We start from the raw sequence: 15,000 nt of genomic DNA, 5'->3' as shown, positions 1-15,000 counted from the left end.
GAAACTACGGGTGGCGAACGGGAAATAACGGCCGAATGACCCGGACGTGTTGACTGACACACCGAATACCATCCGAACGGTCAGTCGGCCTGCACCCGGTTGCGGCCCCCGCGCTTGGCCTCGTAGAGGCGCTGGTCGGCCCGGCTCAACGCGTCCGAAAGCGCCCCCGGGCCGGCGACCTCGGCCAGCCCGAAGCTGATCGTCACCGACAAACCGGGCTCGATCGACTCCCACGGATACGCCGCCACACTCGCCCGCAGCAGCTCGCACTGGGCCCGGCCGTCCTCGGCGCCGGAACCGTGCAGAGCGATCAGGAACTCCTCACCACCGAACCGGGCCACCATGTCGGCATCCCCGATCCCGTCGAGCAGGATCGACGCGATCCGCCGCAACACCTCGTCACCGACGAAATGCCCGAACCTGTCGTTCACCTGCTTGAACAGGTCGACATCGGCCACCGCCACACAGACCGGGCCACCCGCCGCGACGATCTTCGGCAGCCGCTCGTCGGCCGACCGCCGGTTCGGCAGCCCGGTCAGCGAGTCCTCGGTCGCCTGCCGCCTGTGCAGTTCCGCCTCCAGGCGGGCGTTCTCCGCCTCCAGACGCACGTTGTCCAACTCGAAGTGGTGCGCCGCCATCCGGGCCCGGGCCGCGGCCACCTGGTTGTGCAGCTCCCGTTCGAGGTCGTGGAACTCGCGGTAGTAGGTCAGCGCCGCCAGATAGTCGCCGATCAGCTCATGGGCCCCGGACAACTCCCGGAAGATCTCCATCGCCATCGGTTTCTCGCCCGCCTGATTGGCCCGCTCCAGAGCCAGCAGCAACCCTTCGATGGCCTCGGCGTGGTCACCGCGCATCAGCCGCACCCGGGCCTGATGCTGCAACGCCCCCGACTCCACCGTGTGATAGCCGGCCCGGACCGCGATCAGCCGGGACTCCTCGATCAGGCCGGCCGCGGCATCCAGATCGCCGGCCAGCGCCAGCAGCATCCCGTAGTTGTCGAGGCTGATCGCCTCCCGGAACGGGTGCCGGGCCTCCCGGGCCAGCCGCAGCGCCTCGGCCACGTGACCCAGCGCCTCGGCCAGCATGCGTTCGGCAGCCTCCGCCTGGCCGCGGCCACGGAGCCGGGCCACCTCGTACACCGCGTTGTCGCTGACGTTGTTGAGAATGCAGAACCTGGCCTCGGCGTCCATCCCGTCGACCATGCTCAGCGCCAGCGTCAGATACTCGGTGCTCAGCTCGTGGTCGCCCATGGCGCCGTGCACCACACCGGTCCGGTTGTGCACCCAATAGAGCAGGTCACGGTCGCCCAGCTCCTGCGCGATGTCGCGGGCCGACGCCAGCACACCGAGTGCCTCGTCGTGCATGCCGAGCTCCAGCAACGGAATGGCCTGGAGGGTGAGCACCTCGCAGAGCCCGACGGTGTCGCCGAGGCCCTCCAGCAGCATGACCGCGCGCCGGCAGGCGGCGATCGCCTCCTCCTGACCGCCGATCCGCATGAGCTGGTTGGCCAGCGAACGCAGGGCGGCGGCCTCACCAGCGTCGTCCTCGGTCGTGGCGGCCAGGTCGGCGGCCGCGCGGGCCAGCTCGCACCCGGCCCGGTAGTCACCGGACAGACGCTTCTGTTCGGCCTGCTCCAGCAGGGCGTCAACCGTCATGGCGCCGCTGTCGGCTGCGTACACGGTGGTCAAGCCGTCCTCCCTCAGCGCCGGGACCGAGCGGCCACCGATCAGGCACGAGAAATGCATCGACCCGACCGCCCCGATCATGAGGAGTTGAGGCCGTTCAGGATATGTCATGGACGTCGATCCGGCCGCCACGCCATCATCAGGCGGTGACCGGCACCGATCGTGACCTGTTCGCCTCGTTCGCGCCGTTCTCGCCGGACGAACGCTCGCTGCTGCGCTGGGTGGCCCCGCAACTGGACGCCGCCCTGATCGAGGAGATCGCCGCGGCCGACTACGGCTTCGACATCCCCGGTTACCGGGAGGGTCTGCTCGAACTGGTGCACAGCCCATGGCTGCCCGACGTGCTGATCCAGGACACCGCCGAGGTGCTGGCCCTGACCAGGTGGACCGACCCGGACTCGCCCCGCGACCACCTGAAGCGGCTGTTCGCGTGCACGCTGCTGGTCCGCGCGACGACCGCCGGCGCCAACCCGGTCGATTCACTGGCCCGGTTGGTCGACTCGGCCTGGGCACTGGGCGAACCGGCCCGGTCGGCCGCGGTCCCGTTCCTGGCGTGGTGCCGGCTGAACCTGCCCGGCGACTGGCCCGGCGACCCGACCGCCCCGATGTTCCTGACCCTGGCGGTGCTGCTGCTCGCCCCGGAGTCACCGGCTGCTCCGGCCCTGGCGGCGCTGCTGACCCGGGAGCTGGAGGCGGTGCTGGCCGATCCCGCCCTGCCGTGGCGACGCCGGCCCCGTTCGCCGCTCTACGTCCGGCGTGACAGCGACTCGTCGGAGACCCGGCGGCTGTGGCCCGCCCTGGTGACCCGCTGTCTCCTCGACAATCCGGCGATCACCGACCCCCGGCTGACCACCCTGGCCGTGACGCTCACCGGTCCCTGATCGGTTCGATCATCAGGCCATCCCGCTCGTCGTCCCAGGCCACCGCACTGATCCGCCAGCCGGCCGACGTCCGGACGAATTGCAGGGTCTTCATGCCCCGCCCGGTGAAGCTCGCCTCGTCCTGCACGCCGGCCTTGGCATAGACACTGAACCGCTGCGCGATGTCACCGAAGATCTCGGTGCGCCCCGACTCCTCCCATTCACGGAAGTCGGTCAGCGTCCCGTTGGTGAGCAACTCCCGCCGGGGTGCGATGAAACCGTCCACCCCGTAGACGACCGGCTCACCACCACACGTGCGGACGATCACCGCCTCGGGCAGAAACAGCTGCCGGAGTCCGTCGAGCCGAGCGGCGCACTCCGTACCCGAGGTGAAGGCGGCGAAGAACGTCCGCACGATGTCCGCGATCGCGGCCTCGTCCTCCTCGATCGTCACGACGCCACCGTAGCCCGCACCGATCAGCCCGGACTCGAGTACCAGATGCCTATCGACTTTTCGCTGGTAGTGGCGAACCTCTTGCCGTCCGGGTTGAACGCCACCGCGTTCACCGGGCCCTCGGGGCCTCCGAAGAAGGTACGGGAAGCACCGCTGGCCACATCCCAGACGCGTACCGTCCCGTCTTCGCTGCCGGTGACGAGGTATCGCCCGTCCGGGCTGTACGCCACCGCCGTCACCGGGCCTTCGTGGCCGGAGAGGACGCGGGCCTCTGCGGTGGCCAGGTCCCAGACTCGAATCGTTTTGTCACCGCTGCCGGTGGCGAGGTACCGCCCGTCCGGGCTGTACGCCACCGCTCGCACCGAACCCGTGTGGCCGGAGAAGGTACGGAACTCACCGCCGGTCATATCCCAGACCCGTGACGTCCCGTCGTCGCTGGCAGTGGCGAGGTACCGCCCGTCCGGGCTGTACGCCACCGCTCGCACCGAACCCGTGTGGCCGGTGAGGGTGCGGGACTCGCCGCCGGCCAGGTCCCAGACGCGGACCGTGTTGTCGGCGTTGCCGGTGGCAAGGTTCCGCCCGTCCGGGCTGAACGTCACCGCGTTCACTGAACCCGTGTAGCCGGTGAGAGTGCGTGGCTCTCCGCTGGCCAGATCCCAGACGCGTACCGCATCGTCACCGTGACTGCCGGTGGCGAGGTGTTTGCCGTCGGGGCTGTACGCCACCGCGAGGATGCGGGTGTCGGCTCCTTCGAGGTAGCGGAACTCCCTGCTCTCCGAGTCGTGGACGCTCAGCGTCCCGTCGCCGGCGCTGAAGGCGAGGTACTTTCCTTCCGGGCTCCACGCCAGCGCACAGATCTCGGCATTGTCCGAATCGATGCCCCGGAAGCTCGTCCAGTCCGGTATACCGGCGACGCCGGCACTGGGACTCGCTCCGGCGCTGGGGGTGTTCTCCCGGTTCGCCTGCTGTGCCGCGATCCCGCCGGCGATCACGACGGCGATGACCAGTATCGCCGCGATGGCAAGACGCCGCCGGGTCCGCGGCGCCTCCTCCACTGGTGACGGCGCCTCCGTGGCCGAGGTAACCGGAGCAGCACCGGTGTCGATAGTGTCCGCGGAGGCATGCTCCTGCTTTTGCACGACCTGTTCGGGAATCTCCGGCAGGGTGCTCTCCGGGGGTTCCGTCACAGTGTCAGCGGGCGCCGGTTCGGGTTCAGTAGGTGTGAGCGGCGGCTGCGCCGAGGGCTCGTCCTCGGCCGGGGCGGCCCGAGTGGGCGGCGGCTGCACCGGGAGCTGGAATTCGGTCGGGGCGGCCAGTGTGGGCGGCGGTGCGATGACGGTTGCGGGTAGACCGTCGGGGCTGTCGGCTTCGTCGCGGCGTGATGCCGCCGGCCTCCGGCGCTGGGCACGGCCGGTCGTCGGCCCGGCCGAACCGGCGCCCTGGCCACCGTCGGTCCCGGCGACCTTCGCCAGTAGCGGGGTGGCCTGTTCGGCGGTCAGCCGCAACTCGGGATCCTTGAGCAGCAGTCCTTTGAGCACCGGCCAGAGCAGGCCGGCGTGCGCGGGTGTCGCCGGCTCGACGGCCAGCACGGCAGCGACGGTGGCCTGGGTGTCCTCTCGTTGGAACGGTGACTGGCCGGTGACCGCCGTGTAGAGGGTGACGCCCAATGCCCACAGGTCACTGGCCGCGCCCGCCGGACGGCCGTTGATGCGTTCCGGGGCCAGGTAGGCCGGTGAGCCGAGGAGTTGCCCGGTCGCGGTGAGCGCAGTCCGGTCGTCGATCACCGCGATCCCGAAGTCGGTCAGCACGACCCGGCCGCTGTCCTCCAGCATGATGTTCGCCGGTTTCACATCCCGATGGATGATCCCGGCCCGGTGCGCGGCCTGCAGCGCCTCGACCACCGGAAGGCCGATCTGCGCGGTCCGCTGTTCGGTCAACAGACCGTGCTCAGCGATCGCCTGGGCCATTGACCGGCCGCTGACCAGCTCCATCACCAGCCACGGACGGCCCCGATCGGTGACCACGTCATGCACCGTGACCACACCTGGATGCCGCAACCGGGCAGCGGCCTGCGCCTCCCGCAACGCCCGGCGCACCATCGGATCGTCCAGGTCGTCCAGCTCGTCGGCGCCGGCGATCCAGATCTGCTTGACCGCCACCTCCCGATCGAGCAGCTCGTCGTACGCCTGCCAGACCGCGCCCATCCCGCCCCGGCCGACCGCCCGCACCAGCCGATAACGACCCGCGACCACCCTCGCCGCACCCGCAGTCATAGCCGCAGACATTACTGTGGCTGCGCTTTCGGCGAATCCCGCTTCCGCTGGACCCACTAGCCCGGTCGGGTGATCTCTGACTGGTTCGTACGGCTGCCTGCGCCGGATCGTCGAATCGGTCTCGCCGAACACCTGGGTATCGACAGAAGTCAGCACACAACGTATCGTGCACGCTCGATGGGAGCGCTCCCATTAGCCACCGCTCCTACGTCCCCGGGGGTGCTTCATGCGCCGTGCCTTCTACGCCCTGCTCACCGGCGGAATCCTGCTCGCCGCCTCGGCCTGCGGCACCGCCCCGGGCAGCCCCGGCGCCAACACGACGGCAGGTGCGGCGCCCTCCATCCCGCCGGCCGGTCCGGCCTGCGAGGCGCTGGCCAAGGTCTACGACCAGAACATGGGGCCGTACGCCCAGGCGCTCACCACCCTGGCCACCGACCCCAAGACGATCGCCCAGGCGCAGCAGTCGCTCGCCGCGTTCGCCACCGCCGTGCAGGAGGCGACCAAGGGCAGCGCCGACACCGAACTTGAGGCCGCCGGCAAACAGGCCGCCAAGCAGATGCACGCCAAGTCGACCGACGCCAAGTTCTTCGCCACGATCAAGTCAACCGACGACGTGACCAAGGCGATCGGCCCGACCCTGACCGAGTGGCTCGGCCCGGTCCAGCGCCGCTGCGCCTGAACCCGCCCACCGCGTCTCCCCAAAGCGCCGGCAACACCCGCCCAGCCGTCGCCCAGCACGGCAAAGCCGCCCACATTCCAGCGCTCAGCGACGGCTGGCGGCCCCAGCCGTCGCTGAGCGCGGTAAAACCGCCCACATTCCAGCGCTGAGCGACGGCTGGGATGGTCGGCCGTAGCTCAGCACGGCAAAACCGCCCACAATCCAACGCTCAACGACAGCTGGCGGCCCCAGCCGTCGCTGAGCGCGGTAAAACCGCCCACATTCCAGCGCTCAGCGACGGCTGGCGGTATGGGGGCTGTCCAGGCTGCGGAGGATCACGCGTGGCTGGGCGTGACCGCTGCCTCGGGGCGCGCGAGACAGCGGTGGGAGCCAGCCGGGCATGATCGGCGACGGCGCTGGGGGCGGGCGGTCACGGTGGTCCGGCCGTCAGCGCAGGTGCGGGTGGGTGGCGGTTATCGGGCGGCGGCGCCTCGGAGGACCGCGTCGACCAGGTTCTCGGCGAACTGGTCCTCCGGGACTGTGGTCAGGCGCAGCATCGACTGCATCATGCCGGGGGCGGACAGCATCAGCTGGGTCAGCTCCACGTCGAGGTCGGGGCGCAGCTCGCCGGTGGCGATGCCGCGCCGGAGCACCTGCCGGGTCACCTCGCGGCGGGGCTCGACGAAAGCGTGGTACATCCGGGCGAGTTCGGTGTCCCGGTACAGGTCGGGGAGCAGGCAGGCGGTGACCTTGCTGTAGCGCTGGGCGCGCGGGGTCCGGTTCGCCTTGATCAGGGCGATCAGGTCGTCGCGGACCGAGATGCCGGCCGGCTCGGGCAGGGGGCCCTTCATCGACCGGACCGCGTCGATCAGCAGGGCGTCCTTGTTGGGCCACCGGCGGTAGATGGTCGCCTTGCCGACGCCGGCTTTGGCGGCCACCGCCTCGATCGAGATCGCCGCCGCGCTCTGCCCGTCGCTCAGCAACCCCAGCACCGCGTCGAGGATGGTCTCGTCGGCCTGGGCGTTGCGCGGCCGGCCAGGAGCCTTACGCTCCTGGCCGGCTGCCGTGCTGCTGCTCATGTGGTTCATTGTTACCGCTGGGTTTACGCGCCGGCCAGTTCCAGGCCCGGTTCCTGCGTGGCAACCGGGGCCGGGCCCGCGGAAGGCCGCTTGCCGGGCAGCCAGAGCACCGCCACCAGGACGCCGAGCAGGGCGAATACGGTCGAGCCGACCGAGGCGTAGTGCATCGCCGTGACGAACGCCGCATTGGCGCCGTCGAGCAGTGCGGGCGCGGCCGGGCCGGCCTGACCGGCGACCGCGTAGGCGCCAGCGATGGATTCGTGGGCCAGGTCGGAGGCGGCTTCCGGGAGTCCGGCTGGTGCGTTCAGGTGACTGCGGTAGACCGAGGAGACGACCGCGCCGAGGACCGCGACACCGAGTGCCCCGCCCAGCTGGCGGATGGTGTTGCTGACGGCCGAGCCGACGCCGGCCTTCTCCCGGGGCAGGCTGGCCATGATCGCCTCGGTGGCCGGCGGCATCACGTTGGCCATGCCGACGCCCTGGACGAAGAACGCCAGCGCGACCAGCGCGATCGGGGTGTCCACGTCGATGAACAGCCAGAGCGCGAGGGCGGCCGAGACCAGCAGCAGGCCGACGGTGCTGACCGCCTTGGGGCCGAACCGCTTGACCATCGAGGAGCTGGCCGGGGCGAAGATGATCTGGCCGATCGCGAACGGGACGAACAGCGCGCCCGAGGCGAGCGGACCGTACCCGCGGACCATCTGCAGGTAGAACGCGCCGAAGAACATCGAGCCCATGGCCGCGAAGAAGACCAGGCCGATGATGCCGGTGGAGGCGGAGAACTGCCGGTTGGTGAACAGGCGCACGTCCAGCGACGGGAATGTGATCCGGCGCTCGTAGAGCACGAACCCGATCATGACGAGCACGCCGACGGTGAGGGTGGACCAGGCCTCGGTCGCGCCGAAGCCGTCCTCGCCGCCCTTGATCACGCCGTAGGTGATCAGGGTCAGGCCGATGATCGAGAGGAGCACGCCGAGCACGTCGATGCGGCCCGGCTTCGGGTCACGCGACTCCGGCACGAGGATGGCCACCAGGGCCACGCCGATGATCACGATCGGCACGTTGATCAGGAAGACCGAACCCCACCAGAAGTGCTCCAGCAGCACGCCGCCGAGCACCGGCCCGACCGCGACGGCCAGGCCGACCGCGCCGGCCCAGACACCGATGGCGCGCGGGCGCTCCCGCGGGTCGAAGACGTTGGCGATGATCGACAGGGTGGCCGGCATGACGGCGGCGGCGCCGAGACCCATCAGGGCGCGGGCCGCGATCAGCTGGTCCGGCGACGATGCGTAGGCGGAGATCAGCGAGGCGATTCCGAAGACGATCAGGCCGACGGTCAGACTGAGGCGCCGACCGAGACGATCGGCCAGGATGCCGGCGGTGAAGAGCAGACCGGCGAAGACGAGGGTGTACGAGTTGATCGCCCACTCAAGCTCACTCTGGGTGGCGCCGAGTCCGCGGTCCGGGTCGGCGATCGTGCGCATCGCCACGTTGAGCACCGTGTTGTCGAGCACGACCACCAGCAGGCTGATGACGAGCACGCCGAGGATCGCCCAGCGCCGGGGGTGCCCGGTCTGGGGTTGAACTTGGGTATCCATGTGCGGGTGCCCCCGAAACCTTTTCGAAACGGAACCGTTCCGTTTCATAAGGGAACCTAGCCCTCCTCCGGCAATAACGGAACGCCCTCGTATCGAAAGTGTCCCCGGTCACGTCCGGGAATACCGGCCACCGCGCGCGACGTCGAGCAGGTCATGACGGCGGTGGTGGTCATCGGGGCGGGACAGTCGGGTCTCTCGGCGGGATATCACCTGCAAAGACGTGGTTACACCAGTGCGCTCGACGACCCGGACGACCCGCGTGGCTTCGTCGTCCTGGACGCCGGACAGGCCCCCGGCGGCGCGTGGCGCCACCGCTGGGAGTCGCTGCGGATGGCCACCGTCAACGGGATCTTCGACCTGCCCCGCTTCCCGAAACCACCGCTCGACCCGGCCGAACCCAGCCGGACAGCGGTGCCACGCTACTTCGCCGACTTCGAACACGCGACCGGATTACCCATTCTGCGACCGGTGCGCGCTCTGGCCGTACGACGAAAGGGTCTTGATCTGTCGGTCGAGACCGACCGTGGGACCTGGACCACGCAGGCGGTCATCAATGCGACCGGGACCTGGGACAACCCGGTGCGGCCGCGCTATCCGGGCCAGGAGACGTTCGCCGGCATCCAGATGCACACGCGCGACTACGTGTCGGCGCAGCAGTTCGCCGGCCGCCGGGTCGCGGTGGTCGGCGGCGGGATCTCCGCGCTGCAGCAGCTGGAGGAGATCTCCCGGGTCGCGACCGTGCACTGGTACACCCGGCGGGAACCGGTCTTCCGGACCGACGGGTTCGAACCCGAGGTCGCCGGGCGGGAGACGATCGCCAAGGTCGTCGCCGACGTCGAGGCGGGGCGGCCGACCGGCAGCGTGGTCTCCTACACCGGGCTGGCCTGGACGCCCTACGCGCTGGCCGCGAAACAGCGCGGCGCCCTCGAACGGCGGCCGATGTTCACCACCATCGAGCCGTACGGGGTACGCGAGGCCGACGGCTCGTTCACCTCGGTCGACGCGATCCTCTGGGCCACCGGCTTCAAAGCGGCGCTGAGCCATCTCGACCCACTCGGGCTCCGCAACGAGCACGGCGGCATCCGGATGATCGGGACACAGGTGGCCGGCGAGCCCCGCGTACATCTGATCGGTTTCGGACCCTCGCAGTCGACGGTCGGCGCCAACCGCGCCGGGCGCGAGGCCGTCAACGCGATCGCCGCCCGGCAGGCGGCCGCCGATCCCGCGGTGGTCCGATCCGGCAGCCGGTGATCCCTCAAGCCGGACCGCTGACTGCCGATGGCCGGACATGAGTGATGCCGGGGCCTTGGGACTGCTGTCGCCGTTCGTCGGCGGGACCTACTACGGCAGTCTGGTCGGTGGCGTCGCCGCCGGGGCCGAACTCTACGGCCGGCCGCTCGTCGCGATCCAGACCCTGGACGCGGCGGCCGACCTGGCGGTGACCGGCGGTGACCAGGCGTTCGACACGGCGGTCGCCTGGGATCACGTGAGTGGTTTCGTCGTCCTCGCCGACGCCGTCCACCCGGACTATCTGGCCCGGCTGGCACAGGCCGGCAAGCCGGTGGTGCTGGTCGGCCACACCGTCGCCGGCCTCGACCGGCCGGCCGTGCTGCCCGACAACGGCGCCGGCATCCGGGCCGTGGTCACCCACCTGGTCCGGGAACACGGGTGCCGGCGCATCGCCTTCACCGGGCACCTCGCCGCGAGCGACATCCGGGAACGCTACGAGGCGTATCTGGAGGCGCTGGCCGAGCACGGCCTGAAGCCGGGAATCCTGCTGCCGGCCGAGAACAACGTGGAGAGCGGCATCGTCTGGGACGCCGACGACCTGCTGCGGCACGGCCGGCCCGACGCTCTCATCGCGGCGACCGACCGCAACGCCATCGCCGCCCTGGAGGTGCTCGCCGCCGCCGGCCTGAACTGCCCGGACGACATCCTGGTGACCGGCTTCGACGACATCGACGAGGCGAGCCTGCTGAGCGCCGAACTGGCGAGTGTCAGCCAGCCGCTGGACGCGATGGGGCGGCGTGCGGTCGATCTGCTGATCCGGCAGATCGACGGCGCGGACGAGCCGCCGGTCGCGCACCTGCTGCCCACCCGGTTCGTCGCGCGCAGCTCCTGCGGGTGCACGACGTTCGCCGAGCAGCTTCCGGAGCTCGGCGTGGACGACGGGCTCAAGCGCCTGGCGATCCGCCTGGCCGGGGTCCTGCCGGCGGTCAAGCCCGGGCGGACCGTCCAGGTGGCCGACCGGGCCGCCCGGGTGACCGCCGACGCGCTGCTCGCCGCGACGGCCGGGGACACCTCCCGGATCGGGGACGCGGTGGAGGAACTGCATCCGCTGCTGGCCGGCAGCCCGGATCCGGACGCGCTGCGGGTGATCTGCCGGGCGGTCCAGGAGTACGCGGCCGCGGTGCCCACCGCCGACGTGCCCGCGGCGAACCGGGTCGGGTACGGCGTACAGGCGGTGATGTTGTCCCTCGGGCGGGCCCGCCGGCGCGCCCAGCTCGGCGACAAGCTGCACCTGCGTTCGCTGATCAGCGTCAACTACACCCTCAACCGGGCCCTGCTGCACCGCCGTGACGTCGAGCCGCAGGACCCGTCGTGGCTGCGGATGACGCCCGCGACGGCGGGTTCGATCGCGCTGCGCCGGCCCAACGGCACCCTGGTCCGGACGCCGGGCTGGCGCCGCCGCCCCGGCCCGGCGATCCCGGCCGGGATGACCACCGTCGCGTCGTTCCCGCCGGCCGAACTGCTGGACGCCGCCGGCCCCGGGGAGACGGTGTTCGTGGTGAAGGCGAAGGTCGGCGAAAGCGATCACGGCTGGCTGGCCCTGGTCGACACGGTGGAGAACCGGGTCGACGACGGCCGGGAGATGGTCAACCAGTGCGCAGCGCTGCTGACCATCGCCCTGGATCTGCGCACCCAGGAGCAGGAGCTGATGCGGGAGGCCAAGTCGGACCGGCTCACCGGCCTTCCCAATCGGTCCTCGTTCACGGCGTCGCTGGACGCCGCGATCACCCGCCGCCGGGTGGAGAAACGGCCGTCGGTCGTGCTCTTCCTCGACCTCGACGGGTTCAAACAGGTCAACGACTCGTTCGGGCACCACATCGGTGACCATCTGCTGGTCTGCGTGGCCGAACGGCTGCGGCACTGCCTGCGCCGCGAGGACGTGGTCGGGCGGTTCGGTGGCGACGAGTTCCTGGTCCTGCTCGACGACGTCGGGCCGGGCGAGGAACTGGACCGGCTGCTCGAACGCATCACCCAGGCGATCTGCGACCCGTACCGGCTCGGCGAGCACACCGTCCACGTCGGGGTGAGCGTCGGAACCGCCGAATGCGTCGGCGGCACGACCGCGGATCAGCTGCTCCAGGACGCCGACCGCTCGATGTACCGGGCCAAGGCGGCCCGCCGGGTCATCGCCTCGGCAGCCTGACCGCCCGCACGGTGACCGCGCCGGCGCCGAGCAGGAGCAGCCCGAGCCAGGCGGTGCCCGGGCCGGTGACCGGCAGGTCCTGACGCTTGCCGGTGACCCGGACCGTGCTGACGCCGACGATCGGGTCCAGGCCGTCGGCGGAGACGGTGATCGTCACCTTTCCGGTGGCGCCCGGCTCGGCTGTCCGGGCCGCCGACACGTCCACCGGCAGGTACAGCTCGACGGTCTCGCCCTCGAACGTCAGGCCGCGCGGGTCGGTGCACGTCACCCGGGTCGACGACGGTGTGGCGCAGTCGCCGCCGCCCTGCTCGGCCGGGGTGATCCGGACTCCGGCCAGCCCGGTCAGCTGGTAGGCGACCTCGACTCCGGTCAGGGTCGACTCGGTGGTGGACCACAGGCTGGGCCCGAGCGGATCGATCGAGCTGCCGCCGACGGGCACCTCGATGTCCGGGAAGGCGGCCGACACCGGGCCGGCCCCGGCATGAACCGGCCCGGCCCCGGTGACCAGAAGGACTCCCGCCGCCACCAGAACGCATCCAAACCGCATCTGCGCAGCTTAACCAGGGTTCGGCGGCCTCCTGAAGGGACACGCTGGCACTTCATCGGCTCAGAGCAGGCAGGCGACCGTACGATGGCCGTCCGGCTCTTCGACCACACCGTGGGTGATGCCGGTGAAGCCCGGCCACCGGTGGGCCAGGACCTGCTCGTGGCGCAGGAACCGCACGATCGACGAGCTGATCCGCTCCCCCGGGACAAGCAAGGGAATGCCCGGCGGGTACGGCGTGAGCAGCACCGCCGTGGTCCGCCCGGCCAGTTTCTCGACCGGCACGTGCTCCACCCGCCCGGCCGCCATGGCGGTCCACGCCTCCCCCGGCAGCGTCACCTGCTCGACCGGTTCGGTGTAGACCGCCGTGGTGAGCTCGGCCAGATCAGCGTCGCGGTACGTGCCGTGCAGGGCCTCGCAGAGCTCACGCAGCCCGCGGCCCGCGTACTCCGGGAAGGCGGCCGCGAGCTCGGGCATCAGCCTGTCGATCGCCGCGTTGCCGTCGTAGGCGCTCTTGAACCGGTGCAGCTCGGCGACCAGCGAGTTCCACCGGCCCTTGGTGATCCCGATGGTGAACAGCACGAACAGCGAGTAGAGCCCGGTCTTCTCCACCACCACCCCGTGCTCGGCCAGGTAGCGGGCCAGCACCACCCCGGGCACGGTCGGCGCGCCCGGCCCGCTGAACTCCCCGTCCACCGAGAGGCCGGGCGTGGTCAGGGTGACCTTGATCGGGTCGAGCATGGTGAACCCGTCGTCGACCCGGTCGAAGCCGTGCCACCCGGCATCCGCGGTCAGCTCCCACTCGGCTCGCTCGGCCAGCCCGGTCCGCGGCGGGGTGTCCGGCCCCCACACCCCGAACCACCAGTCGTTCGTCTTCGCGCACTCCGCGCCGACCCGGATCACGGTGCGCCGGAACTCCATCGCCTCGGTGATCGTCTCCTCGACCAGGGCCGGCCCACGCTTGCCGGCCATCATCTCGGCCGACACGTCACAGCTGGCGATGATCGCGTACTGCGGGCTGGTCGAGGTGTGCATCCGGTACGCCTGCGCGAACACCCGCTCGTCGAAGTGCCCGCCGGTGGTGTCCTGGACCAGGATCTGCGACGCCTGGGACAGCCCGGCCAGCAGCTTGTGGGTGGACTGGGTGGCGTAGACGACGGTCCGGCCGGTGCGCTCCCGGTTGTTGGCGACCCCGTGCATGCCCTCGTACAGCTGGTGGAACGACGCGTGCGGCAGCCACGCCTCGTCGAAGTGCAGCGCGTCGACCACCCCATCCAGCGTCCGTTTCAGCTCGTCGGCGCGGTAGATGATGCCGTCGTAGGTGGACTGGGTCAGCGTCAGCAGCCGGATCGGCCGGCTCTTGTCGGTGATCAGCGGGCTGGCCTCGATCTTCTCCTGCAACGACGCCGCGGTGAACTCGCTGCGCGGGATCGGCCCGATGATCCCGGCCTTGTTGCGGGTCGGCATCAGGTAGATCGGGACCGCCCCGGTCAGGATGATCGCGTGCAGCACCGACTTGTGGCAGTTGCGGTCCACCGCCACGATGTCGCCCGGCCCGACCAGCGAGTTCCACACGATCTTGTTGGACGTCGAGGTGCCGTTCGTGACGAAGAACAGGTGATCGGCACGGAACGTCTTGGCGGCCAAGCGCTCACTGTCGGCGATCGGCCCGCTGTGGTCGAGCAGCTGGCCCAGGTCCTCGACCGCGTTGCAGACGTCGGCGCGCAGCAGGTTCTCGCCGAAGAACTCGTGGAACAGGGTGCCGACCGGGCTCTTCAGGAACGCCGTCCCACCGGAGTGGCCGGGGCAGTGCCAGGAATACGCGCCGTCGTTCGCGTACCGCATCAGGGCTTCGAAAAACGGCGGCGCCAGCCGCCCCAGATAGTGGGTCACCTCCCGGTGGATCTTGCGGGCCAGAAAATCAGGCGTGTCCTCGTACGCGTTGACGACCCCGTCGATCCTGGACAGCACCGCCGACGGGATCATCCGGGCCGTCAGCTGCTCGCCGAAGAGCAGGATCGGCACCCGGTCGTTGTGCGCCCGCAGCGCCTGCACGAACCCGTCCAGCGCCGGATCGCCCGCGTGCGGCGTGTAGAGGACCGCCGAACTCGACCGGGCCACGTTCGCCAGCATCCCGTGCCGGTCGGTGTCGTGGTCGTCGCCCAGCCGCCTGATCTCCAGCCCGGCCCGCACCAGGGCGGCCTCCAGCATCTCCAGCGGCCGCCGCAGACCGGCCACCCCCTGTTCCGACGTGACGATCGTGACCGGAAACGACACCGTGCAACGCCCTCTCGCCGCGGGAACTCGCCCCGACCGTAACCAGCCGGACCGGCCGCAAGCCGGCGAAACCCGGAACCGGATCGCACTCCGCAACGGCCTCGCAGCGGCAACCGGCCCGAACCCCGCCGCCCGCACG

At 70.6% G+C, this 15,000-nt stretch carries 11 protein-coding genes; 4 read left to right on the top strand and 7 right to left on the bottom strand.

Features of this window, described 5'->3' with window-relative positions:
• Positions 1-80: 80 nt before the first annotated feature.
• Positions 81-1,679 (bottom strand): GGDEF domain-containing protein, encoded by a 1,599-nt coding sequence (locus tag AB0E94_RS22245; RefSeq protein ID WP_360328979.1) that lies wholly within the window; start codon positions 1,677-1,679, stop codon positions 81-83.
• A gap of 152 nt (positions 1,680-1,831) precedes the next feature.
• Here AB0E94_RS22245 and AB0E94_RS22240 point away from each other — a divergent pair, with 152 nt between their 5' ends.
• On the top strand, positions 1,832-2,566 hold the full coding sequence (locus AB0E94_RS22240) for a hypothetical protein (protein WP_360328958.1): 735 nt from the start codon (positions 1,832-1,834) through the stop codon (positions 2,564-2,566).
• On the opposite strand, the gene AB0E94_RS22235 is transcribed toward AB0E94_RS22240, so the two are convergent.
• The gene (locus tag AB0E94_RS22235; RefSeq protein WP_360328956.1) at positions 2,553-2,999 is read right to left on the bottom strand and encodes a DUF4440 domain-containing protein; all 447 of its coding nucleotides are present in this window, start codon (positions 2,997-2,999) and stop codon (positions 2,553-2,555) included. The genes AB0E94_RS22240 and AB0E94_RS22235 overlap by 14 nt on opposite strands.
• A 23-nt stretch (positions 3,000-3,022) precedes the next feature.
• The gene (locus AB0E94_RS22230) at positions 3,023-5,272 is read right to left on the bottom strand and encodes a protein kinase (protein ID WP_360328954.1); all 2,250 of its coding nucleotides are present in this window, start codon (positions 5,270-5,272) and stop codon (positions 3,023-3,025) included.
• Between the two features lie 226 nt (positions 5,273-5,498).
• On the opposite strand from AB0E94_RS22230, the gene AB0E94_RS22225 reads away from it, so the two are divergent.
• Entirely contained in the window at positions 5,499-5,951 is a 453-nt protein-coding gene (locus AB0E94_RS22225) for a hypothetical protein (protein WP_360328952.1), read from the top strand.
• A 452-nt stretch (positions 5,952-6,403) separates the two neighbouring features.
• Here the strand turns inward: AB0E94_RS22225 and AB0E94_RS22220 are convergent, their stop codons facing one another.
• Both AB0E94_RS22220 and AB0E94_RS22215 read right to left on the bottom strand, forming a co-directional pair.
• Positions 6,404-7,009 carry a TetR/AcrR family transcriptional regulator gene (locus tag AB0E94_RS22220; protein ID WP_360328950.1) on the bottom strand — a complete coding sequence of 202 codons (606 nt, stop codon included), beginning with the start codon at positions 7,007-7,009 and terminating at the stop codon, positions 6,404-6,406.
• A 23-nt stretch (positions 7,010-7,032) separates the two neighbouring features.
• Positions 7,033-8,607, bottom strand: coding sequence for an MFS transporter (locus AB0E94_RS22215; RefSeq protein WP_360328948.1), 1,575 nt, complete (start codon positions 8,605-8,607; stop codon positions 7,033-7,035).
• A gap of 153 nt (positions 8,608-8,760) precedes the next feature.
• Here AB0E94_RS22215 and AB0E94_RS22210 point away from each other — a divergent pair, with 153 nt between their 5' ends.
• Together AB0E94_RS22210 and AB0E94_RS22205 are read left to right on the top strand one after the other, a co-directional pair.
• Positions 8,761-9,858, top strand: coding sequence for an NAD(P)/FAD-dependent oxidoreductase (locus tag AB0E94_RS22210; protein ID WP_360328946.1), 1,098 nt, complete (start codon positions 8,761-8,763; stop codon positions 9,856-9,858).
• A gap of 37 nt (positions 9,859-9,895) precedes the next feature.
• Positions 9,896-12,040 (top strand): GGDEF domain-containing protein, encoded by a 2,145-nt coding sequence (locus AB0E94_RS22205; RefSeq protein ID WP_360328944.1) that lies wholly within the window; start codon positions 9,896-9,898, stop codon positions 12,038-12,040.
• Here AB0E94_RS22205 and AB0E94_RS22200 read toward each other — a convergent pair.
• Entirely contained in the window at positions 12,021-12,587 is a 567-nt protein-coding gene (locus AB0E94_RS22200) for a hypothetical protein (RefSeq protein ID WP_360328942.1), read from the bottom strand. The genes AB0E94_RS22205 and AB0E94_RS22200 overlap by 20 nt on opposite strands.
• Before the next feature lie 60 nt (positions 12,588-12,647).
• The gene (locus AB0E94_RS22195) at positions 12,648-14,861 is read right to left on the bottom strand and encodes an arginine/lysine/ornithine decarboxylase (protein WP_360328941.1); all 2,214 of its coding nucleotides are present in this window, start codon (positions 14,859-14,861) and stop codon (positions 12,648-12,650) included.
• Positions 14,862-15,000: the final 139 nt, after the last annotated feature.

This window comes from Actinoplanes sp. NPDC026670 (assembly GCF_040638175.1).
Lineage (GTDB): Bacteria > Actinomycetota > Actinomycetes > Mycobacteriales > Micromonosporaceae > Actinoplanes.
This window is presented reverse-complemented; position numbering and strand designations above follow the sequence as displayed.

Coding starts and splice junctions, on each gene's coding strand:
- AB0E94_RS22230 (WP_360328954.1), bottom strand. CDS start 5,272: ATGACTGCGGGTGCGGCGAGGGTGGTCGCGGGTCGTTATCGGCTGGTG.
- AB0E94_RS22225 (WP_360328952.1), top strand. CDS start 5,499: ATGCGCCGTGCCTTCTACGCCCTGCTCACCGGCGGAATCCTGCTCGCC.
- AB0E94_RS22220 (WP_360328950.1), bottom strand. CDS start 7,009: ATGAGCAGCAGCACGGCAGCCGGCCAGGAGCGTAAGGCTCCTGGCCGG.
- AB0E94_RS22215 (WP_360328948.1), bottom strand. CDS start 8,607: ATGGATACCCAAGTTCAACCCCAGACCGGGCACCCCCGGCGCTGGGCG.
- AB0E94_RS22210 (WP_360328946.1), top strand. CDS start 8,761: ATGACGGCGGTGGTGGTCATCGGGGCGGGACAGTCGGGTCTCTCGGCG.
- AB0E94_RS22205 (WP_360328944.1), top strand. CDS start 9,896: ATGAGTGATGCCGGGGCCTTGGGACTGCTGTCGCCGTTCGTCGGCGGG.
- AB0E94_RS22200 (WP_360328942.1), bottom strand. CDS start 12,587: ATGCGGTTTGGATGCGTTCTGGTGGCGGCGGGAGTCCTTCTGGTCACC.